Annotated in this window: 19 protein-coding genes; 10 read left to right on the top strand and 9 right to left on the bottom strand. The window is 42.1% G+C overall.

What is annotated here, in order from left to right; all coding sequences use genetic code 11:
* The first annotated feature begins 54 nt into the window (after positions 1-54).
* Positions 55-1,068, top strand: a complete 1,014-nt coding sequence (egtD, locus tag H6G18_RS13950; RefSeq protein ID WP_190407700.1) for an L-histidine N(alpha)-methyltransferase — start codon at positions 55-57, stop codon at positions 1,066-1,068.
* A 141-nt stretch (positions 1,069-1,209) separates the two neighbouring features.
* Here the strand turns inward: egtD and H6G18_RS13945 are convergent, their stop codons facing one another.
* Together H6G18_RS13945 and H6G18_RS13940 are read right to left on the bottom strand one after the other, a co-directional pair.
* Positions 1,210-1,818: a hypothetical protein gene (locus H6G18_RS13945; RefSeq protein WP_190407699.1), complete on the bottom strand. Its 609-nt coding sequence runs from the start codon at positions 1,816-1,818 to the stop codon at positions 1,210-1,212.
* A 186-nt stretch (positions 1,819-2,004) separates the two neighbouring features.
* Positions 2,005-2,592, bottom strand: coding sequence for a thylakoid membrane photosystem I accumulation factor (locus H6G18_RS13940; protein WP_190407698.1), 588 nt, complete (start codon positions 2,590-2,592; stop codon positions 2,005-2,007).
* A 116-nt stretch (positions 2,593-2,708) separates the two neighbouring features.
* Between H6G18_RS13940 and H6G18_RS13935 the strand changes: the two genes are divergently transcribed.
* Both H6G18_RS13935 and H6G18_RS13930 read left to right on the top strand, forming a co-directional pair.
* Positions 2,709-4,052: a Mur ligase family protein gene (locus H6G18_RS13935; protein WP_190407697.1), complete on the top strand. Its 1,344-nt coding sequence runs from the start codon at positions 2,709-2,711 to the stop codon at positions 4,050-4,052.
* A 54-nt stretch (positions 4,053-4,106) separates the two neighbouring features.
* Positions 4,107-4,916 (top strand): type 1 glutamine amidotransferase, encoded by an 810-nt coding sequence (locus tag H6G18_RS13930; RefSeq protein ID WP_190407746.1) that lies wholly within the window; start codon positions 4,107-4,109, stop codon positions 4,914-4,916.
* Between the two features lie 47 nt (positions 4,917-4,963).
* Here the strand turns inward: H6G18_RS13930 and H6G18_RS13925 are convergent, their stop codons facing one another.
* From H6G18_RS13925 to H6G18_RS13900, 6 genes are all read right to left on the bottom strand, one after another.
* Positions 4,964-5,335 (bottom strand): sulfite exporter TauE/SafE family protein, encoded by a 372-nt coding sequence (locus tag H6G18_RS13925; protein WP_190407696.1) that lies wholly within the window; start codon positions 5,333-5,335, stop codon positions 4,964-4,966.
* A 24-nt stretch (positions 5,336-5,359) separates the two neighbouring features.
* On the bottom strand, positions 5,360-6,325 hold the full coding sequence (locus H6G18_RS13920) for an acetamidase/formamidase family protein (RefSeq protein WP_190407695.1): 966 nt from the start codon (positions 6,323-6,325) through the stop codon (positions 5,360-5,362).
* A 193-nt stretch (positions 6,326-6,518) separates the two neighbouring features.
* Complete coding sequence (locus H6G18_RS25260) at positions 6,519-7,076, bottom strand: WGxxGxxG-CTERM domain-containing protein (RefSeq protein WP_190407694.1); 558 nt, start codon at positions 7,074-7,076, stop codon at positions 6,519-6,521.
* A gap of 451 nt (positions 7,077-7,527) precedes the next feature.
* A complete protein-coding gene (locus H6G18_RS13910) occupies positions 7,528-9,450 on the bottom strand; it encodes an Hsp70 family protein (protein WP_190407693.1) in 1,923 nt (640 codons plus the stop codon).
* 9 nt (positions 9,451-9,459) lie between these two features.
* On the bottom strand, positions 9,460-10,362 hold the full coding sequence (locus H6G18_RS13905) for a hypothetical protein (protein ID WP_190407692.1): 903 nt from the start codon (positions 10,360-10,362) through the stop codon (positions 9,460-9,462).
* Positions 10,363-10,539: 177 nt separating this feature from the next.
* Complete coding sequence (locus H6G18_RS13900; RefSeq protein ID WP_190407691.1) at positions 10,540-11,208, bottom strand: AIM24 family protein; 669 nt, start codon at positions 11,206-11,208, stop codon at positions 10,540-10,542.
* Positions 11,209-11,526: 318 nt separating this feature from the next.
* On the opposite strand from H6G18_RS13900, the gene H6G18_RS13895 reads away from it, so the two are divergent.
* The 3 genes from H6G18_RS13895 (at position 11,527) to H6G18_RS13885 (ending at position 15,791) form a co-directional block, all read left to right on the top strand.
* Complete coding sequence (locus tag H6G18_RS13895; protein WP_190407690.1) at positions 11,527-13,395, top strand: aspartate kinase; 1,869 nt, start codon at positions 11,527-11,529, stop codon at positions 13,393-13,395.
* 285 nt (positions 13,396-13,680) lie between these two features.
* On the top strand, positions 13,681-14,619 hold the full coding sequence (locus H6G18_RS13890; protein ID WP_190407689.1) for a LysR family transcriptional regulator: 939 nt from the start codon (positions 13,681-13,683) through the stop codon (positions 14,617-14,619).
* A 98-nt stretch (positions 14,620-14,717) separates the two neighbouring features.
* Positions 14,718-15,791: an anthranilate phosphoribosyltransferase family protein gene (locus tag H6G18_RS13885; protein WP_190407688.1), complete on the top strand. Its 1,074-nt coding sequence runs from the start codon at positions 14,718-14,720 to the stop codon at positions 15,789-15,791.
* Positions 15,792-15,961: 170 nt separating this feature from the next.
* Here the strand turns inward: H6G18_RS13885 and H6G18_RS13880 are convergent, their stop codons facing one another.
* Positions 15,962-16,867 carry a CoB--CoM heterodisulfide reductase iron-sulfur subunit B family protein gene (locus H6G18_RS13880; RefSeq protein WP_190407687.1) on the bottom strand — a complete coding sequence of 302 codons (906 nt, stop codon included), beginning with the start codon at positions 16,865-16,867 and terminating at the stop codon, positions 15,962-15,964.
* 78 nt (positions 16,868-16,945) lie between these two features.
* On the opposite strand from H6G18_RS13880, the gene H6G18_RS13875 reads away from it, so the two are divergent.
* The 4 genes from H6G18_RS13875 to tkt all read left to right on the top strand — a co-directional run bounded on the left by H6G18_RS13875 (position 16,946) and on the right by tkt (position 21,246).
* Entirely contained in the window at positions 16,946-17,281 is a 336-nt protein-coding gene (locus tag H6G18_RS13875) for a hypothetical protein (protein ID WP_190407686.1), read from the top strand.
* Positions 17,282-17,304: 23 nt separating this feature from the next.
* Positions 17,305-17,559, top strand: a complete 255-nt coding sequence (locus H6G18_RS13870; RefSeq protein WP_190407685.1) for an acyl carrier protein — start codon at positions 17,305-17,307, stop codon at positions 17,557-17,559.
* Positions 17,560-17,733: 174 nt separating this feature from the next.
* Positions 17,734-18,984, top strand: a complete 1,251-nt coding sequence (gene fabF / locus H6G18_RS13865) for a beta-ketoacyl-ACP synthase II (protein ID WP_190407684.1) — start codon at positions 17,734-17,736, stop codon at positions 18,982-18,984.
* 249 nt (positions 18,985-19,233) lie between these two features.
* A complete protein-coding gene (gene tkt / locus H6G18_RS13860; protein WP_190407683.1) occupies positions 19,234-21,246 on the top strand; it encodes a transketolase in 2,013 nt (670 codons plus the stop codon).
* Positions 21,247-21,458: the final 212 nt, after the last annotated feature.

Genomic DNA, 21,458 nt, shown 5'->3' with positions numbered 1-21,458 from the left:
GCGTAAGGATTTGCCTTTAGCGGGAATCTCTTACATCCAGCATACGGAGGTTAAATGTCAGTACTTAAAGCGGTTAACAAAATTGAAGAACGTCTGCAAATACAGAGTTTGCAAGCACCAACACCCATAGTTGCATCTAAGGTTGGGGGTGATGTGGTGAAAGGGTTAACTCAAACACCAAAAGCCTTACCCCCTTGTTACTTTTACGATGACAGGGGTTCTGAGTTATTTGAGCGTATCTGTGAGTTACCAGAATATTATCTGACACGCACAGAGACTGCTATTTTACAAAAATATGCTGCTGAAATTGCTCAAATTACTGGTGCTTGTGAATTAGTGGAACTTGGTAGTGGTAATTCTGCCAAAACTCGTATTTTACTAGACGCTTATCAGCAACTAGATTCACCCCTGCATTATTTACCGATTGATGTGTGTGCAGGAATTTTGGAAAGTAGCGCCAAGCAGTTACTCCAAGAGTATCCTTCCCTAGAAGTTTATGCACTAGCGGGGACTTATGAATCTGCACTTGCACAACTCACTGCTAAAAAATTAGCTAGTAGGATGATGTGTTTTATCGGTAGTACGTTAGGTAATCTGAACCTGCAAGAGTGTGATGTCTTTTTGTCTCAAATTAGTACAAGTTTAGAAGTGGGTGAATATTTCCTGCTGGGGATAGATTTGCAAAAGCCAAAAGAAATTTTGGAACCAGCATATAACGATAGCCAAGGAGTAACCGCAGCGTTTAACCTAAATATGTTGGAGCATTTAAATCGGCGGTTTGAGGGTAATTTTGATCTGACACAGTTTGCACACCGAGCATTTTATAATGAAACTGAACAGCAAATCGAGATGCACTTAAAAAGTGAGCGATCGCAAACAGTGCAATTAAAATCTCTCAACCTCACTATTAATTTTGCCCCCGGTGAAACCATTCTCACCGAAATTTCTCGCAAATTTAACCTCGAAACCATCCAGAAACAACTCACAGCCAAAGGTTTAGTACCCATCCAAACATGGACTGATACAAATCAGTGGTTTGGTTTACTGCTTTGTCAACTCCAAGCATAAATCATTAAATAGGGAGATTAGAGTCATATCTTTCCTAATCTCCCTACTTAGGGCTTGTCAACTATCTTCTAGCATTCCCTTTAGATGAAACTTTTGTTTGTAGTGAGAGATTTATCACTCTCTTACCAATTTTCTTACTACTTACCCAATAGGATGATTACCGGGATTAACTGCATGAATAAACTCACTACCTGATTGGGGTCTACCGCGTTTATAACTCGCTTCTTCTGGTTTTCCCCATCCCAACTGTAAAACTATTTCTAAAAAGTTAGAATTTTCCCATTTACATAAACTAGCCCATTCTGTTCTTTGGACTATTCTTGCTACATCAGCTATGGAAATTAGCTGATGTTGTTTACTATTATTAAAACTCAAATATAAATCCATCCCGGCTGAGACTTCATACCAGAATTCTAAAATGGAATCTTTAGCAGCTTGTAATATTGCTAAGTCACTGCTTAAAGCTATTAATTGAGTATCAACTTCTGGATAACGTAAAGTTTTACCTTTTACTGATACTTCCTTCCAAATAATACCAGAAATTTGATATTCTCTTTGATGGTCATGAATGGCATTTTTAAAATCTTGATAGGCAGTAAATTTTTGTAGACCATCTGTTTGAATAAACTGGTCAATTAACGGATTACCTGAGACTGTTACTTCTAATTTCAGACGTTCTCCTTTAAGGCAAGCTTGACGTTCAGCAGCCAAAATTTGGATTAGTTCCTCAGTAGTATAAACCTTTGACATTAGAACACATTTAATTTGTCAATCTTCATTAGTCATTAGTCATTCAATGGTCATTAGTTATGATTTTGGACTATTGATTGTTGACTATCGACTATTGATATTTCGACATTATCTCTTGGTATTATGGGGAATGTAGTAACAGATATCACTAAAATCAGGGCAGACCAAATTGGTCTACCCCCAAGATTACTTGGCTAATTCACTGCTAAATTCATTGAACGATCGCCGCTTTAATTGTACTGTTTCTGTACGGGGCAATAAATCAAACACTTCGCGCAGCTTATCATCGATTTCTTCAAAGGGGACTGAACCTTGCTTATTTAAAATTACCTCACCAGACTGATTAAAAACTACAACTTGAGGAACACCTCCAGAATAGTAATATCCTGGTTCAGTTGGTTCATAAGTCTTTTTGGATGTGATGGTATCCACACTAATGGGGATAATTTCTGTGACTTTACCGTAAAATTCCTGTATCCGTGAAATGACGATGGCATATTGTTTGCAATCACGGCTGTCATCCAAATAAAATGCTAAAACTGTTGGTCTTTTGTCTGCTAATGATTGAGCTAGGGTAAATTTGGATGGGACTAATGATCCATTACCAGCATAAACCACAAACATATTGCCATCGTATATGTCATCGTTAACACCTGCAAATGCGGGCTGTATCCCAACAATCAACAAGAAAGTAACCAATAACAGGCATTTAGAAACCAACCTCCGCCAGTCAGCAATTTGTCTATGTAAAAAAGAAAACTTTATACTACTCATCAACCGGAACCCTGCAAGTTACTATTTGTCTTAAGCTTGTGCTGAATTAGGCAACCTAGTCTGGATATATAATTACGCCCGTATACTATTTTTTAAGATAACGCTTACAGGGATCTATGGATGTGGGAAATAAAATCAAACTTATAGATAGAGTGCGTTTAGGTTTTGCGGTGTTGGTGGCGAAAAGCGTGACGTTTTTAGTGCGATCGCTCCGTCTCGGTGCTGCTAGTGTATTACCAGGGTCTATTGCTCGGCGGATTGAACCTCGGTTGTTACAATTATTGAGTCAGCAGGTGAAAAATGGGGTGATTATCATTGCTGGTACTAATGGTAAAACCACAACATCGCTACTGTTACACACAATTTTAGAAAACAAGGGCTACCGCGTCGCCCATAACTCTACGGGTGCAAATTTGGAAAATGGTTTGATGACGGCTTTGCTGGACAACACCAGCTTGGTGGGGACGCTAGATGTTGATTATGCAATTCTGGAAGTAGATGAGAATATTGTTCCTAAGGTCTTACAACCACTCCAGCCACGAATTATCCTCTGTCTAAACTTGTTCCGTGACCAACTTGATAGGTACGGCGAAGTAGACACCATCAGTAAGCGGTGGACGAAGGTCATCTCCACCCTTCCACCAGAAACGGTAGTCATTCCCAACGCCGATGACCCGACTTTATCCTATCTCGGTCAACAGCTACCCCAAAAGGTTCTATTCTTTGGGTTGAATGAACCAAAAAATTATTTAGAAGCCATTCCTCACGCTGTTGATTCTATCTACTGTCCTCGATGTGGACATTCTTTAGATTACCAAGGTGTGTATTTATCCCATTTGGGAGATTTCACTTGTCCTAGTTGTGGTTTTACTAAGAGTGAACCGACATTAACAAGTAGTGAATGGTCACAAATTCTTGTTGGTTTATACAATAAATACAACACCTTAGCCGCAGCAACCGCCGCCATAGAATTAGGTGTTGATGAAGCCACAATTAGAGATACCATTAATAATTTTCAAGCTGCTTTTGGTCGTGCGGAAGATTTAGTTATTGATGGTAAACGAGTGAGGATTTTATTATCTAAAAATCCCGTGGGAACGAATGAAACAATTCGCGTCGTCACTCAAAGCACAGACAAAACCACTTTATTAGTATTAAACGATCGCACACCCGATGGTACAGATGTATCTTGGATTTGGGATGTAGATACAGAAAAATTAGTCGAACGGGGAGGAACTTTAGTAGTCAGTGGCGATCGCGTCTATGATCTGGCGCTACGTCTACGCTATAGTGAAAAATCGGCGCACAGTAATCTCAATTTAATTGTCGAAGAAGATTTACGTCAAGCGATCGCCACAGCTTTAGAACACACCCCCACAACTGAAACTCTCCACATCCTCCCCACTTATTCAGCCATGCTAGAAGTGCGGGAAGTCCTCACAGGTCGAAAAATTCTGTGAATTTGTTGATTGTTAGTTGTGACCAAGCCCCGTTACGAAATACCAATTAAAAAAATGACATTAGAATTAACTATCGGTTGGCTCTATCCTACATTAATGAGTACCTATGGCGATCGCGGTAATGTGATTACTATAGAACGTCGCGCCCAATGGCGGGGATATGGCGTGAAAGTATTACCCTTAGACCAAAATGCTACAGCAGATGATATTAAATCTGTAGATGTGATAGTTGGTGGTGGCGCGCAAGACAGACAGCAAGAGATTGTTATGCGCGATTTGCAAGGCGCGAAAGCTGACGCGATGCGCGAAAAAATTGACAATGGGACACCAGGCGTTTTCACCTGTGGTTCACCCCAACTATTAGGACACTATTACGAACCAGGTTTAGGACAACGTATTGAAGGGTTAGGAATACTTGATTTAGTTTCCATCCATCCTGGCGAAAATACGAAGCGTTGTATTGGTAACTTAGTAATTGAAGTTACAGCCACTCGCCTAGCTAAAGATTTAAGAGAAATGACAGGTAGTACACCCTATTTGGTAGGCTTTGAAAATCACGGCGGCCGGACTAAATTAGGTAAGGTAGAGGCTTTAGGAAAAGTCGTCTATGGTTTAGGCAATAATGGTGAAGATGGTACAGAAGGAGCATTTTACCAGAATGCGATCGCTACCTACTCCCACGGGCCATTATTACCCAAAAACCCCTTTGTTGCTGACTGGTTAATCCAAACAGCACTACGATTAAAATATCAGCAGCCAATTACTTTACAACCTTTAGAGGACACCTTGGCTATGCAAGCAAGGGAAGCAATGTTTAAAAAGTTGCAAATTAACGTGCCAAAATCTGTTGTAGTAGCTAAATGATGAGAATAGAGACGTTAAATTCCCACGTCTCTACTCTCCCCGCAAAATTAACGAATGAACAAATATCTAAAACCAATGGCTAACAAAAAAATGCCATAAAGCTTTTTCATAGTTTCACTAGTAATAAATGGCTGATTGGCAAACATCGCTCCAAATAAGTTACCAACTAACAAACCTACTGCAATAATCACAGCATATTTAAAATTAATATTGCCACTACGATGGTAAACTGCTGCACCTAAAAGTCCAATCGGTAAAATTTGAGCAGCAATGGAAGTTCCAGTCGCAAATTTTTGATCAAGTCCCATTAATAAAACCATTGCTGGAACCATAATTGCACCGCCACCAATACCAAACATTCCCCCAGCAACCCCAGCAGCTAATCCAATTAGTAACAGTTGAACAAGTAAATTAGACATAGAAAATTCTGAGTTTTTTGTTAATTACAAACTAATTTCAGGTGAAAAAATGGCCTTAGATAGCAAACCATGTACCCCTTTATTTGGGCTATTCACAACTTGAGTGATGCGAAAATTCACAGCTAAACTACACAAAACATAGGCATCTTCTGGAGATAAATTAACAAAACGTTCCAGAAAATCAATCATATTTTTCAGAGCCTGTTCTAATGCTGCATCTAAAGTTGGTGCAAACCCCATTGTGATAATATCAGTTGATGTTTCTGCAATGGGTGTGGCAAAATGCAAATCTTTGCGGAGTGTTAACTGAATGCGACCATTCATCGAAGTTTCAATGGCGGTGACGTTAACTTCCCCATCTCCTTGAGCCGAATGTCCATCACCAAGGGAAAATAATCCACCAGGGACGAAAATAGGTAAAAATATGCGGGAACCTGCTTGGAGTTCACGGTTATCAATATTACCGCCATAGTAGCCAGGGGGAATAGATGAGCGAGAATCATCTGGGGTGGCAACACCAAGAATACCAAAAAAAGGTTTGAGGGGAATTTTAATCCCGCTATTCGCAGGAAATTCAGCAGTGTTGTTGACTAAATCTAAGGGGAGAAATCTTAAAACTGGTTGAGTAAATTGATTTGGTAAGGCTCCCCAACCTGAACGAATAGCGTTAAATCCAACTGGTAAACTAGGTGCGATCGCTTCTAATTTTACTTCTAAAACATCCCCCGGTTCAGCATCTTTGACGTAAATTGGCCCAGTGAGCAAATGTGGCCCAGCCGCAATTTTGCGCTCTAGTGGTAAATTTTGGCAGATATCCAGAAATTCTGGTGTGAGAAACTCTGCTGGGGCTTTATCGTGGATGTAATAACCAGTGTAAGTTTCTATATCAACAGTGTCGCCTGAATCAACTTTTAGTGCTGGTTCCAATAGATGGGAGAAACCACCTAAATGCACCGTTGATTTAGTGGCTTTTAAGATGTGGTGAGTCATCGCCGCTATGCTAGTTATTCAGTATTATTGCCTAGAATAGCGAGTTTGTGATTTTTTCACGTCTATCATAACTAAAACCCCCACTTAAATAAAGTGAGGGTTGTTTGTAGTCAGGACTTTAGTCCTTATTCTCTCAGGACTAAAGTCCCGACTACGAACCTATCAAAAATTTTGATACAAAATACTTATGATTCTAATATCTAGAGCTAGTCCCAGAACCTACTTGATTAGGGTCGCGGTAAGCTTTGGGTTCTTGGCGATTCCGAAACAAACCAGCTAAACCAGCTAAACCAAGTAAACCTAGCCAACCCCAACTAGAACCTTCCCGTCCCCTCACGTCATCAGTTCCTTGGTATGTTGTAGTATCTGTAGTCCCTGGTACTGTAGTTCTTGTGGTTCCAGTTCCGGGTACTGTAGTTCTTGTGGTTCCAGTTCCGGGTACTGTGGTTCCGGTTCCAGGTACTGTGGTGCCTGTGGTTCCGGTTCCGGGTACTGTAGTGTCAGTACCTGTGGTTCCAGTTCCAGTTCCGGGTACTGTAGTTCCAGTTCCGGGTACTGTAGTTCCAGTTCCGGGTACTGTAGTTCCAGTTCCGGTTCCGGGTACTGTAGTGTCAGTGCCTGTGGTTCCAGTAGTATCTGTACCTGTAGTACCGGTTTGAGCAGAAACAGGCATAGATAAAGGTACAGCCGCAACACTTGCAGCGAATACACCAGCCAAAACAGATTTGGATAAAAAATCAAGAGGTTTCATGCTTTTACTTCCTTGTATACTTGAAATTGTGTGGTTTGTTGATTTTTAAAAGCAGCTATTAGTGATTATTTTTCATCACTGTGATGCGATTTCTTCCTAAAGTAGACTTATTCTTATAAGGACATAAGTCAGAACAATTAGAAGATATAAATAATTTTCTTCATCAACAAATATTTAAGTAGATTCATTAGCCTTGTGGAAAATAAACAATGCAAACTCAATGTAATCTTTTCAGCCTAAATTGTGACTAACTATTAAATCTAGAACCTCTTTCTGTAGAGATAAGTTGAAATTGGTTAATAAACAGCAAAATCCCAGGTGTAAAAATATTGGTGGGATATCCTAACCCATAATTGACAAGGATTTGTGACTTCTTAATGCAACAATTATAGTCTCTATAACGAATTAAGCCCTGAGACAGTTACATGATTAAATTGGCAATTTAGATACATTATTGAATCAAAATTATTGCCTCTTGAACTTTAGTAGATAAAGCTTTTTGCAGCCCTTGCTCGACTTTATTAATTAGTTTGTCAAAAGCCTCTTGATTAGCCGTTAGTTGTTCTTGAATCACTTTGTCTAACTCAGGCTTAACTTGTTTGCATATATCATCAATTTTCTGGTCACTTAAAAAACTAGAGCGCATCCAACCAGGGACATTGACATTTGTTTTAATTACATCTTTTACACTCTCGCGTTTTAGCTCCATTCCTGCGGCAATGACCGATGCCCCATAGACTAAGGCAATAGGCCATGTCAAATGTCCAGTCAGTATGAGAGTAATGATACTGGCGACAGTACCGCCACCAATCAATACATTGACAATAAATGCTACCGTTTCGCCCAGAATAGCATCACCAATGCGTAATTCTGGGTTGACTAAAGCTGGCTCGATACTATCTTCAAATCTCAAACTGCTCCTGGGTATCTGGAATTTTCGGCAGATTGGGTCTGTTTCTGCGGCTAAATCAGGCTGGATTTTATGATTAAACCAACTGATACATTGATTATTAACTATCTGTTGCGCGATATCGCCTTGTAGCCATTGTTCTGCTCGCGCTTTCATTGATGTTTCTAAATCGGCTAAAGTCCGTATTTGGTTTTTTTGCCAGTCTTTTACCCCTGGTCTGACTGCGTTTTCAATTAACCCATCCGCTAATGGTTTAGTCAATGATTCTATTAACTCTGGAATATGTTTACCAATCAATTCTTTGAGCTTGTTTGATTCCAGTAGTTTATTTACTTCTCGTTTAAAAGCATTAGCGCGTAAATCCCACCGTCCGACACGAGCTAAACCGAGTGCAATACACCTTTCCGGCTCTGGGTCTGGACGCAGTAGAGTTTCTGGTTCAGGGAATAATTCCTGACACAGTTGGTGGGTAAATTTCATCCGGGATGCACCACCAGTCATTAGTACTAGTTTCGGGATAGCACCTTGCTTGTTTAGCTGTTGTTTAGCTTCGCTTAAAGCTATGTGAAATGATTGCATCCAACTTTTCTGCTCAAGCTCTGGTAGAGGTTGGTTTAATATTTCCTCCATCATCAATTTGTTGACTTGGGGAATAAAATAAATCTGTTCGTTGATAGATTCAAAACCACGAGCAAAGGATTGAGGGTCACTATAAAGCTGTTCATTGGAAAAATAATCTTCCTTGGCTTTGCGACAGGCTAATTCACAACGTGCTTGATGATGGGGATATTCCTGAAATACTTTTTCGAGTAATGACTTTTGTTCGTGCTTGGCGAGAGTATGAGCAAAAATAGCCTTATCAATTAAAGATGCGCCTAAGGTGTTACTGCCAAAATCTAGCGGAATTTCTTGTAAGCTTTTAACTAAGGTAAAATCTGTAGTCGATGAGCCGATATCGACAATTAGCACAGACGAAAGTAGTTTGTCATATTCCAATTTTCCGGCTTCCTTCGCCTGCATAAAAGCCGCCCGTGATTCGGGTACAACATTGAGTAAAGGAATCCCCGCCTCTTGTAGCAGTCTTTGATATTCGGAACGTTCTTTAACTGACCATCCTGAAGGACAACCAACGTAAAAGTAAGTGGTTTCCTGAGCTTCAATTTGTCTACTTTCTTTTAATAGGTGGTAGTAAGTGGCAATAAAAGTACTAATTGTTTTACGATATTTAGGGTCATTATTTGGTTTTTGCTTAAAAGTAATTGCTAATTGGGTAACGCCAGCTTGAATTAAGGCTTGTTCTCCGACTAAATAGCCTAGTTGGGGATGCCAACCAAGGGCTGTGATTTGGTTCTTTTTGTGATTAACCTCCAACATTTGGGGCGGTTCGATGCTCTCTACAATGGCTTTAGCTACTGCCGTTTCACCATGTCCCAAATCAAAACCGACTGTTTCTAAAATTTCCATACTATTTATCTATGATTCTCTGACTTCCGAGTAGGCTGGCTCAATTACCCTACCGCGTCTGAGCAAGCGATCGCCTTTTAACAAAGCTGGCGCAATCGTGACATAATCTTGAGTATCAGGGTCGATACTTGGCTCAAAGTCGAAGTAAGTGCGATCGTTATGGGGTGCTTGTGGTTGGTAAATTTGAGCGCGAATCCCCTGAGACATTAAAATTTGTGGCAGAAGTTTCGTTAGTTCAATCATCATCTGGGGTTTATTCAGAAATGATGCGCCCATGAGCCTTTGCAGAAAATTCAATAGTTCTGGCAATTCTTCCATGTTGCGCTCATCTTTGTATTTGTCGGATTCTGCAAATCTAGCAACTACTAAATCTATGGTGTTGAGTGCATCAGCCAAGTTATCTAAAAGAATTGTGCTATCAATTTTCAGGACAGGTTGAGCTACTTCTATAATCTCTGGTGAGGTTGAATCATTTTTGTCAAGTTGCAGCACAACTTCTAATCCTAGCAGTACAAAAGCCAGCAAAACACCCATCCATGCACTAGGAGTAGCTTCTGTTAGATAGAATAACCAGCCTAAAATACCTACATAAAGTAGTATTTTTAGTAGTTTTAAAATTAACCTATTGGGAGAAGATTTAAAATATTGATTAGTAATATTTTTTTTGTGTTCTTTTGAAGCAATCTGAGCAATTTTAATTGCTGTAATATTGCCAACTGACTGACGCAGAATATCTAAAAAGAACGCAGCTAACCTTACTTGAGTTATGTTGAGTTCGTTAATATAAATTCTTTCGAGATTATCAATGTGATTTTGCAATAATTTTACGACATCTTCAATATTAGTTAAATTATCAATTTCTGTTTGTAGTTCTTTACGTCCTTCGCTAAAAATTGAAATTATTGTTTTCATTAGCTTGCTTAAAATTTAATTTTTTTCTGGAACAGCATAAATCAATTCAAAATTCAAAATAAATAATTCAATGTTTGTAGTAAGGACTTTAGTCCTAAAAGAAGGACTGAAGTCCTTACTACGAGCTTGAACACAAGAAATTTATCTCGTTGATTATTGACTATTGAGCAATAATGATCATCTAGAAGTTTTAGGAATTGATGCTGTAATTTGGCGTAACATCATAACTTGCCAATAAGGAACAGGAGCTAATAAAACTGTACCAGTTCCTTCAAAAGTGTTAACTAAAAACTCACCAGAAGTCATGGAACCTAATAGAGATTTAGTAGCTTTTTCCACACGATAATTGATTGCACCTGTACGAGCGATCGCAAAATTACCATCAACTACTAATCTGTCGTTTTGCAAATTTATTACCTCTACAGGCCCTTGCGTTACCATAACTACTTTACCTCTGCCTTTGACTTTGGTTTGAAACAAACCTTCGCCACCAATTAAGCCAGATATCATTTTATTACGCTCAATTCCCACTTCAACGCTGCCATCACTTGCCCAGTAAGCGCCACTATCTAAAATCCATTCACTCCCATCTAATTCTAGAATGTAATATCCTGACAAGGAAGGCTCTAAATATAACTCACCTGTGCCTGTATAAGTGGGGCGAAAAATATTTTCACCTGTGGCTAAAGATTTCAAAAATCCACCAGCCGAAGGGGCTTGAGATTGCATTGTAATCTTGCCACGCATATAGTACATAGCACCAGATTCAGTACGTATTGTTTCGTTTTGCAACGTTACTTTAACTAAGTGTAAACTTTCTCTTTCAATAATTTCAAAATTTGCCATTTTGTTTACCCTATTTGTATCTAAATACGCAGAATTTATCCATATTGTTGGCACTGGTTTTTACAAATGGCAAGTCACCTCCTGACAAAGTAAAGCTAATGCGCTGGTAAATCAGCTTTTTTTTCGGAAATGAAACAGTCTTGCCCTAAAAAAGGAGTACTGTTGGAGGTTTTGCTACCAATAATCAGTAAAATTTGAATTACTTATGATTAAGCATCCTGCTCAATATTTAGTAAACTAAGTAACTAATAAGCCTTCAAAGCTTCCTAACGCGGCGGAAGCATTGAAAGAAGCAGGCAAATTGATTAAATAAAAGTTATGGCGCTCATAGTTCAGAAGTTCGGTGGTTCATCTGTCGGTTCAGTCGAACGTATTCAAGCAGTAGCACAGCGTGTCAATCAAACGGTAAAAGCCGGAAATTCACTGGTTGTAGTGGTTTCCGCAATGGGCAAAACTACCGATGGACTCGTCAAACTAGCTAATGAAATTTCTCGCAATCCTAACCGCCGGGAAATGGATATGTTACTTTCCACAGGCGAACAAGTGACAATTGCTCTACTCAGTATGGCATTGCAAGAACTTGGACAATCAGCGATTTCCATGACTGGCGCTCAAGTAGGGATTGTTACTGAAGCTGAACACACCCGCGCTAGAATTTTACACATCGAAACTGAACGCGTAGAACACCATCTTCATGACGGGAAAGTAGTTGTTGTAGCTGGGTTTCAAGGTATATCCAGCAATGGAAAACTGGAAATTACTACTCTGGGACGTGGTGGTTCCGATACATCAGCCGTAGCTTTGGCGGCAGCATTAAAAGCAAATTTTTGTGAAATTTATACAGACGTACCAGGAATTTTAACTACAGACCCCCGCCTAGTTCCCGAAGCCCAATTAATGGGTGAAATCACCTGTAATGAAATGCTGGAATTGGCAAGTTTAGGGGCAAAAGTGTTACATCCCCGTGCTGTGGAAATTGCCCGTAACTATGGTATGCCTTTAGTCGTCAAGTCTAGCTGGACAGATGACCCTGGTACTTGGGTAACAACACCCAAACCCCAAGGGCGATCGCTCATTAATTTAGAACTAGCCCGTCCTGTGGATGAGGTAGAACTGGATACAGACCAAGCCAAAGTAGCTCTGTTACGTGTACCCGATAAACCAGGCGTGGCAGCTAGATTATTTGGGGAAATTGCCAGGCAAAAAGTAGACGTAGATTTAATTATTCAATCAATCCATGAAGGTAACAGTAATGACATTGCCTTTACTGTCACCACACCCATATTAAAACGAGCAGAAGCCGTAGCCGCCGCCATCGCCCCATCCCTACGTAGTCCATCTCACCCCAACTCAGACGAAGCCGAGGTGATGGTAGAACAAAATATTGCCAAGGTAAGTATTGCTGGTGCAGGGATGATTGGCCGCCCTGGGGTAGCCGCCAAAATGTTCGCCACCCTAGCTGAAGCCGGGGTAAACATCCAAATGATTTCCACCAGCGAAGTTAAAGTCAGTTGCGTCATTGATGCTCTAGATGGCGATCGCGCCATTACCGCACTCCGAAAAGCCTTTGAAGTAGAAGCAGGGGAAGTGGGGAAAGCAGGGGGAGCAGGGGAAGCAGGGGGAGCAGGGGAAGTGGGGGAAGATAGAGTAGTTTATTTATCTCCCCCATATCTCCCCACCCCCCCCGTGCGTGGTGTCGCCTTGGACTTAAACCAAGCCCGTTTGGCTATTCGTCAAGTACCAGATCGTCCGGGGATGGCGGCGCGATTGTTCGGTATCCTCGCAAAACACAATATCAGCGTGGATATGATTATTCAGTCTCAACGTTGTCGCATCATTGATGGCGTTCCTCGGCGGGATATTGCCTTTACAGTCCCCCGCATGGATGGGGAAACTGCCCAACAATTACTTTGCCAAGTAGCTGTAGATTTAGGTTGGGGCGATGTTGTCTTGGATAGTGCGATCGCTAAAGTTAGTATTGTCGGTGCAGGTATGGTAGGACAACCAGGTGTAGCTGCAAAAATGTTTGAAGCATTAGCTAAACACCAAATCAACATTCAAATGATTGCTACTTCCGAAATTAAAATTAGCTGTGTTGTTACACAAGAGCAAGGTGTACAAGCTTTACAAGTTATTCACTCTGCTTTTGAGTTAGCCGGTACCGAAAAATTTGTCGTACCTGCATAGCTGACGAGTGGGACGTTTTGACCTGATCTATGGCATTGCACTATCTGCACTAAACGATAAATGGGTGTAACTACATTTGTTGTCCATACAGATCGAAAAGCTAGTATTTTCAGTAATATTCTTTAGCTTAGAGTTGCCTTGTCACCCGCTAAGAAGCAACGCACTACTGAAAAATTTTCATGAAATTTGATCAAATAGCTAAACCTGTAACAAAATCTACGAAATTGTGTAACAAAATCAGCTAACTTAATTGAATGCCATAAATGTAATTCAGGCTACATACAAATGCGGCTAGAGCAGTTGCAAGCTTTTTTGGCGATCGCGGAAACCGGCAGCTTTCAAAAAGCCGCCGGCAAATGTGGTGTCACCCAATCAACAATCAGTCGGCAAATTCAGTCATTAGAGGCTGATTTGGGGGTAGAACTATTTCATAGAACAAATCATGCCAAGCTGACCCTGGGGGGTGAACGCTTGCTGCCTCGCGCCCGGAAAATTTGTCAAGAGTGGCACACTGCTACACAAGAGTTAGCAGATTTAATCGCCGGTAAGCAGCCAGAATTGTGCATTGCCGCCATTCATTCCCTATGTGGTTCTTACTTGCCACCAGTGTTACAAAAGTTTTGTCATGAATATCCTGAAGTCCAATTGCGAGTCACATCATTAGGTAGCGATCGCGCTCTCAAAGTCCTTAAAGATGGCTTGGTAGATTTGGCAATTGTGATGAATAATCGCTTTCTCACCACTGGTAGAGAGATGGTAGTGGAAGTCCTTTATGATGAACCAATAGAAGTCTTAACCGCAGCTAATCATCCCTTAGCTGAATATGAACGTGTCCCTTGGTCGGAGTTGGTACGTTATCCCCAAGTGGTTTTTAAAGATGGGTATGGAATGCAACGCCTAGTCCAAGAAAAATTTGAGCGACTGGAAGCCACACTGCAAGCAGCTTTAGAAGTTAATACTTTAGATGCCTTCCGGGGAGTGGTACGCCAAGGAGAATTAATCGCTCTCCTCCCTACTTCCGCATTAGTAGAAGCACGCCTCGACCCTACCTTAGCAGTGCGACCCTTAGCTAACAGCGCATTACCAGAAAATGCTGGCTTAACTCGTCGGGTAGTCATGGTAACAACCCAAGACCGTCTACAAATTCCTCCCATCAAGCATTTTTGGCAACTAGTCAGAGAAAATATCCCGCCACTAATGGAGCAGCAGCGATCGGCATCATAGAGTTAGGATTAGAGTTCAAAGTCCAGAGTCCAAAGTCCAGAAACTAAAGTTGTGTTGACTAAAGACTAATGACTAATGACCATTGAACATTGACTTCTATGAGCATTTTATTCAGGGAACTGCTAAAAAAAGTAGGGAGTGGGAACCACACGGGAGAGAATTTAACTCGTGCTGAAGCTGCCACCGCTACTAAGATGATGTTATTGGGTGAAGCCACCCCAGCCCAGATTGGAGCATTTTTGATTGCCCACCGGATTAAGCGTCCTACGGGAGAAGAGTTAGCGGGTATGTTGGACGCTTTCGATGAACTGGGGCCAAAACTGCAACCAGTCTCGTCTGCAAGTCCAGTCATAGTTTTTGGTCTACCTTATGATGGCAGAACACGCACTGCACCAATCAGCCCCGTCACAGCCTTAATCCTGTCAGCAGTGGGACAACCAGTGGTAATGCACGGAAGCGATCGCTTGCCTACAAAATATGGATTACCCTTGATAGAGATTTGGCAAGGATTAGGGGTTAATTGGGCTACCTTACCACTAGAAAAGACTCAAGAAGTATTTAAGCAAACAGGAATTGGCTTTGTTTATACACCACAGCACTTTCCCTTAACTAATAGTATTTGGGAATACCGGGATCAACTTGGCAAGCGCCCACCCTTTGCCACAATGGAATTAATTTGGTGTCCTTATGCTGGAGATGCTCATGTAATTGCTGGGTACGTTCATCCACCAACAGAAGCAATGTTCCAGATTGCATTGCAAATGCGGGGAGTAACTAAATTTACCTTGGTGAAGGGATTAGAAGGGAGTTGTGATTTACCACGCGATCGCACAGCTATCATTAGTCTATCCCACGCATCTCCAGACCTAGAAAGAGTATTACTTTCACCCCATGACTATGGTTTTACTACGAAGAATGTACCCTTGGGTAGCACTGAAGAATTGCTCACCCAGATCAAGGATGTACTTGTTGGCAAATCAAGTGAATTACAGCAAACAGCCTTGTGGAATGGGGGATTTTACCTCTGGCGGAGTGGGATTTGTGCGGATATGCGATCGGGTATTGCCCAGGCGGAAGAATTATTAACTAGTGGAGTAATAGCTATCAAATTGCAAGAACTGATTCAAGTAGTTAATTCATTATCAGAAAAAACATTTCAACACACGCACTAAGCATACAACTTCAAAATGAGCAAAGCTCTTACAGATGAGATGATAATTTAAGCTGCAAGAGCCTAGTTAATGATTTAACAAACTGACACCAATTTGAAAAATGATCGCGACAAATGGGCAGACAAAAACCAGATACAACAAACGGTTGTCAATCCAAAATGGTATGACAGTTAAAAACCTAATTTTTCTAGCACTGATGTTGTAGAAACAATGTGGCGTTCTAATCCTAATTCTTCAGGACTAACGCCTAAAGCCAAAGCAATTAACTGTGGTAGGTGCAACACTGGCAAACCCAGTTTATGACCTATAACTTTTTCCACCTCCGGTTGGCGAGAATCTAAATTGAGATGGCATAAAGGACAAGGCGTAACTAAACAATCCGCCCCTGCTGCTAAAGCATCTTGAATGTGCATCCCTGCCATCTTAAAAGATTGGGTAGTGGCATAACTAGCAAGAGGCCAGCCACAACATTGTGTCCGTCCACGATAATAAATTGGTGTTGCACCCACTGCCTGAAAAACATTTTCCATCGCTTGTGGGTTGAAAGGATCGTCATAAGGCATTAACTTTTGGGCGCGGAGTAGATAACAGCCATAAAAAGCGGCACATTTCAAGCCAGATAGCTTACGGGTGACACGTTTGGTAATTTCCTCTAAGCCGTAATCTGTCACTAAAGCGTAAAGCAGATGTTTAACTTCTGTACTACCCTGATAGGGTGAACAACCTTCTTTGTGTAACAGACTATTTACTTGTTCCAGATAAGCAGGATTACTTGTCTGAGATGCTTGCAAACGCTCATTAACGTGACCAATCACACCTTGACAAGTACTACAATGAGTCAGTAGCGGTAAATTTAATTCTTCTGCTAGAGCAATATTTCGAGCATTGACTGTATCTTCTAGCAATTGGGAATCTTCTTTAAACGTACCGGAACCACAGCAGGCAGCTTTTTTCAATTCAATTAGTTGAATGCCCAAAGCTTGAGTCAGGGCTTGAGTAGACTGATACAATTCTCGACAAGCACCTTGGGCAACACAACCAGGAAAGTAAGCGTATTTTAATGTCTGATGTAGCATAAAAGTAGGTTTATTTTAGGGCAACTGCCCCGATGATAACTTTTCTAGTTACCCCTCACAGGTAATACGGAAAAAGGATTGTATTTTTTTTGGACATTCGCCAAAAATTTAGTAAAAATTGATCAACAACAGCATTTACAGAACGTAAGCGCAATCGACTACGACGTAGCAAAGTCCACTGCACAAAGCATTGTCTGGACTAGCAAGAAAATTTGCTCCCAGAGGGTGTATGAAGAATGCCAAGTAGCAAAAATAAGTGCTGAGTTAAAACATTTACTCAAAACTCAGTACTTACTACTCCGCAATGATCCCACCCTGTTCTATATTTGGAACTGGGAAGCTATACGGACGATCGCGCTTTCCGATAAGATGTATATGCTCAAAACCATGTCGCCCATAAAGCGCGGACAATAGCAACTGGTTAAGGACGTTTATCTATGAGCCAATCAGAAACTTTTGAAAAAGTCAAGAAAATTGTTGTCGAACAACTGAGTGTGGATGACCCTGAAAAAGTAGTACCACAAGCTAGTTTTGCCAACGATTTACAGGCTGATTCCCTCGATACAGTAGAACTAGTAATGGCTTTGGAAGAAGAATTTGATATCGAAATTCCCGATGAAGCCGCAGAAAAAATCACAACCGTTCAAGATGCGGTGGATTACATCAATAACCAAGTTGCCGCATCAGCTTAAGAAAATGCTGAGTGTTGAGTTATGAGTGCTGAGAGACAAGAGTTAAAAGACAAGAGTCTAGAGTCTAGAGTTCTTCTCTCTATCTCCTGATCCCTCTCTCTTCCTTAACTCACTACTCAGTATTCAGTACTCGGTACTTTAATTTGCAGCTTTCTCGCCACCTTTAACTGAGTCATGACAGATCATAATCGTAAACGCGTTGTTGTCACGGGTGTTGGCGCGATTACACCTATTGGTAACACGGCAACTGAATATTGGGAAGGATTGTTAAGCGGACGCAATGGCATTGACTACATCACTCATTTTGATGCGTCTAGCCATGATTGTCGTATTGCAGGAGAAGTGAAAAACTTCGACCCCCATGAGTACTTGGAGCGCAAAGAAGCCAAGCGCATGGATCGATTTTCCCAATTTGCAGTCGCAGCAGCCAAACAAGCACTTGCGGATTCCCAGTTAGTCATTAATGAACTGAACGCCGAACAGGTAGGGGTTATTATTGGTTCTGGGGTAGGCGGACTCAAGGTCATGGAAGATCAGCAAACCATTTACCTCAATCGTGGCCCCGATCGCTGTAGTCCCTTCATGATTCCCATGATGATCGCCAACATGGCGGCTGGACTAACGGCAATTCACACTGGTGCTAAAGGGCCAAATAACTGTACAGTCACTGCTTGCGCCGCAGGCTCTAATGCGATCGGAGATGCTTTCCGCCTGATTCAAGGAGGTTATGCCCAAGCGATGATTTGCGGTGGGGCTGAAGCAGCAATTACACCTTTGGGTGTGGCAGGATTTGCAGCTGCAAGGGCATTGTCAACTCGTAATGATGACCCGGCTCATGCTTGTCGTCCCTTTGACCGCGATCGCGATGGATTTGTCATGGGTGAAGGTGCGGGAGTCCTAATTCTGGAAGAGCTGCAACACGCCATAAGTCGCGGCGCTCGCATTTATGCCGAAATTGTTGGTTATGGTATGACCTGTGATGCCTACCACATGACCTCGCCAGTTCCCGGTGGTGAAGGAGCCTCCAGAGCCATCCAACTGGCACTCAAAGACGCAAACATCACTCCGGAACAAGTCAGCTACATTAATGCTCACGGTACCAGCACGTCAGCTAACGATACCACTGAAACCGCAGCGATTAAACGAGCGCTGGGAGACCATGCTTATAAAATAGCAGTCAGCTCCACCAAATCGATGACAGGTCATCTTTTAGGCGGTTCTGGAGGCATTGAAGCTGTAGCCACAGTATTAGCAACTGCTAATGACCAAATTCCACCTACAATTAATATTGAAAACCTTGACCCAGAGTGTGACCTAGATTACGTGCCTGACTCTAGCCGCGCTCACAAAGTCCAGGTAGCCCTATCCAATTCTTTTGGATTTGGTGGTCATAATGTCACGCTAGCCTTCAAAAAGTACGTCTAAAATCCTTAATTATGCCGCTTCTCGGCTCTCCTGAAATCAACCAGCTAAAAGTATCATAGACATCATTCCCGACTCAGCCAAGGGTTCGGCGTGACCTAATTCTTGGCTGGATAAATTACCACAAACTCAGGAGATCCCGCTTGTCCATCGACAATCGGGAATGGGATGATGAGGATAACGTAGGGGAATTAAATAACCCCGATAAGAGTAGCTCGAAGAGTGCTAACCCGTCGTTAAGAACAAGAGATTATGGCTGTTGCAACCCAATCCCTCGAAGAACTTTCTATTAATGCGATCCGTTTCTTGGCTGTTGATGCTATAGAAAAGGCAAAATCAGGACACCCAGGACTACCGATGGGCGCGGCTCCAATGGCTTTTGTGCTATGGAATCGCTTTATGCGGTATAACCCGAAAAATCCCAAGTGGTTTAACCGCGATCGCTTTGTCTTATCAGCCGGTCATGGTTCGATGTTGCAGTATGCCCTGCTCTACCTGACAGGCTACGACAGCGTCAGCATTGAGGATATCAAGCAATTTCGGCAGTGGGAATCCCAAACCCCTGGACACCCAGAAAACTTCATGACCGCAGGTGTAGAAGTTACCACCGGGCCATTAGGGCAAGGTATTGCCAATGGTGTTGGTTTAGCGATCGCCGAAGCTCATTTAGCAGCAAAATACAACAAACCCGATGCCAAGATTGTTGATCATTACACCTATGTAATTCTAGGTGATGGTTGCAACATGGAAGGCGTTTCCGGTGAAGCCGCTTCCTTCGCTGGACACCTGGGATTAGGTAAACTAATCGCTCTGTACGACGACAACCACATCTCCATTGATGGTTCTACAGATGTAGCATTTACCGAAGATGTTTCTAAGCGGTTTGAAGCTTATGGCTGGCACGTCCTCCACGTCAAAGATGGTAACACCGATTTAGAAGCCATCCACAAAGCTATTGAAGAAGCAAAAGCTGTCACCGATAAACCAACCATGATTAAGGTGACAACCACTATCGGTTACGGTTCTCCCAATAAATCTAATACTGCTGGTGTTCACGGTGCAGCTTTGGGTGCAGACGAGGTAAAACTGACTCGTGAAACACTCGGTTGGGAACATGAGCCTTTTGTGGTTCCTCAAGATGTCCTCGACTACACCCGCAAAGCTGTAGAGCGCGGTGCAGGCTACGAATCTGACTGGAACAAAACCTTTAGCGACTACAAAGCTAAGTATCCCCAAGAAGCGGCTGAATTTGAGCGTTATCTGAGCGGTAAACTGGCTGACGGTTGGGATAAAGTACTACCATCCTACACTCCTGAAGATAAAGGATTGCCCACCCGGAAGCACTCAGAAACCTGCCTCAATAAGTTGGCGGCGGTTATACCTGAACTCATCGGTGGTTCAGCTGACCTAACCCACTCCAACCTCACCGAAATCAAGGGCAAGGGCGACTTCCAAAAAGGACAATACCAAAACCCTAACATTCACTTTGGTGTTCGGGAACACGGTATGGGCGCAATCTGTAATGGTATTGCCTTGCATGGTTCGGGATTAATTCCCTACGGCGCTACCTTCTTAATCTTTACCGATTATATGCGCGCTCCCATCCGCTTATCTGCCCTGTCTCAAGCTGGCGCGATTTGGGTAATGACCCACGACTCCATTGGTCAAGGTGAAGACGGTCCCACTCACCAACCAATCGAAACCCTGGCTTCCCTCCGCGCTATCCCTAACCTGACAGTAATTCGCCCCGCCGACGGTAACGAAACCTCCGGTGCTTACAAAGTGGCAATTGAAAGAGCCAAAAATAACGCTCCCACCTTGTTGGCTTTCACTCGTCAAAATGTTCCCAACTTGGCGGGTACATCGATTGAGAATGTAGCGAAGGGTGGATACATCGTTGTAGATTCTGATGGCACTCCAGATTTAATTCTGATTGGTACTGGTTCAGAATTGAACCTCTGCGTCACCGCAGCCGAGAAACTCAAAGCTGAAGGTAAGAAAGTCCGTGTTGTCTCCTTAGCTGCTTGGGATCTTTTTGATGCACAAGATGCAGCTTACAAAGAATCTGTTCTACCTAAAGCTGTCACCAAGCGTTTGGCGGTAGAAGCTGCTAGTAGCTTTGGCTGGCACAAATACGTTGGTAGTGAAGGTGATACTGTAACGATTGATCGCTTTGGTGCTTCGGCTCCTGGTGGTATTTGTTTGGAGAAATTTGGTTTTAGCGTTGATAATGTATTAGCTAAAGCTAAACAATTGTTGGGTTAATAGCAACAGAATATTCTCTTACATTACTTTTAGGGTGGGCATGATGCCTGCCCTTTTTTTATTTAGAGGGAGGAGAGAGATTATACCAATTCAAAATTCAAAATTACGCCTAATGTGAATTAAGAAAAAAGGCGGGAGAAGTAAGAAGATGAAAGTTACCAGCTTCTCAAATCAAACTTCCCCCATGACTAGCATAAACTTTGGAACGCTAT

Source organism: Anabaena subtropica FACHB-260 (assembly GCF_014697105.1).
Classification (GTDB): domain Bacteria; phylum Cyanobacteriota; class Cyanobacteriia; order Cyanobacteriales; family Nostocaceae; genus Trichormus; species Trichormus subtropicus.
Note: the sequence above shows the minus strand (reverse complement) of the source record. Positions and strands in the feature narration are given on the sequence as shown.

What these genes read in the sequence shown, in the direction of transcription:
- egtD (WP_190407700.1), top strand. Translation starts at nt 55, where the DNA reads ATGTCAGTACTTAAAGCGGTTAACAAAATTGAAGAACGTCTGCAAATA.
- H6G18_RS13945 (WP_190407699.1), bottom strand. Translation starts at nt 1,818, where the DNA reads ATGTCAAAGGTTTATACTACTGAGGAACTAATCCAAATTTTGGCTGCT.
- H6G18_RS13940 (WP_190407698.1), bottom strand. Translation starts at nt 2,592, where the DNA reads ATGAGTAGTATAAAGTTTTCTTTTTTACATAGACAAATTGCTGACTGG.
- H6G18_RS13935 (WP_190407697.1), top strand. Translation starts at nt 2,709, where the DNA reads ATGGATGTGGGAAATAAAATCAAACTTATAGATAGAGTGCGTTTAGGT.
- H6G18_RS13930 (WP_190407746.1), top strand. Translation starts at nt 4,107, where the DNA reads ATGACATTAGAATTAACTATCGGTTGGCTCTATCCTACATTAATGAGT.
- H6G18_RS13925 (WP_190407696.1), bottom strand. Translation starts at nt 5,335, where the DNA reads ATGTCTAATTTACTTGTTCAACTGTTACTAATTGGATTAGCTGCTGGG.
- H6G18_RS13920 (WP_190407695.1), bottom strand. Translation starts at nt 6,325, where the DNA reads ATGACTCACCACATCTTAAAAGCCACTAAATCAACGGTGCATTTAGGT.
- H6G18_RS25260 (WP_190407694.1), bottom strand. Translation starts at nt 7,076, where the DNA reads ATGAAACCTCTTGATTTTTTATCCAAATCTGTTTTGGCTGGTGTATTC.
- H6G18_RS13910 (WP_190407693.1), bottom strand. Translation starts at nt 9,450, where the DNA reads ATGGAAATTTTAGAAACAGTCGGTTTTGATTTGGGACATGGTGAAACG.
- H6G18_RS13905 (WP_190407692.1), bottom strand. Translation starts at nt 10,362, where the DNA reads ATGAAAACAATAATTTCAATTTTTAGCGAAGGACGTAAAGAACTACAA.
- H6G18_RS13900 (WP_190407691.1), bottom strand. Translation starts at nt 11,208, where the DNA reads ATGGCAAATTTTGAAATTATTGAAAGAGAAAGTTTACACTTAGTTAAA.
- H6G18_RS13895 (WP_190407690.1), top strand. Translation starts at nt 11,527, where the DNA reads ATGGCGCTCATAGTTCAGAAGTTCGGTGGTTCATCTGTCGGTTCAGTC.
- H6G18_RS13890 (WP_190407689.1), top strand. Translation starts at nt 13,681, where the DNA reads ATGCGGCTAGAGCAGTTGCAAGCTTTTTTGGCGATCGCGGAAACCGGC.
- H6G18_RS13885 (WP_190407688.1), top strand. Translation starts at nt 14,718, where the DNA reads ATGAGCATTTTATTCAGGGAACTGCTAAAAAAAGTAGGGAGTGGGAAC.
- H6G18_RS13880 (WP_190407687.1), bottom strand. Translation starts at nt 16,867, where the DNA reads ATGCTACATCAGACATTAAAATACGCTTACTTTCCTGGTTGTGTTGCC.
- H6G18_RS13870 (WP_190407685.1), top strand. Translation starts at nt 17,305, where the DNA reads ATGAGCCAATCAGAAACTTTTGAAAAAGTCAAGAAAATTGTTGTCGAA.
- fabF (WP_190407684.1), top strand. Translation starts at nt 17,734, where the DNA reads ATGACAGATCATAATCGTAAACGCGTTGTTGTCACGGGTGTTGGCGCG.
- tkt (WP_190407683.1), top strand. Translation starts at nt 19,234, where the DNA reads ATGGCTGTTGCAACCCAATCCCTCGAAGAACTTTCTATTAATGCGATC.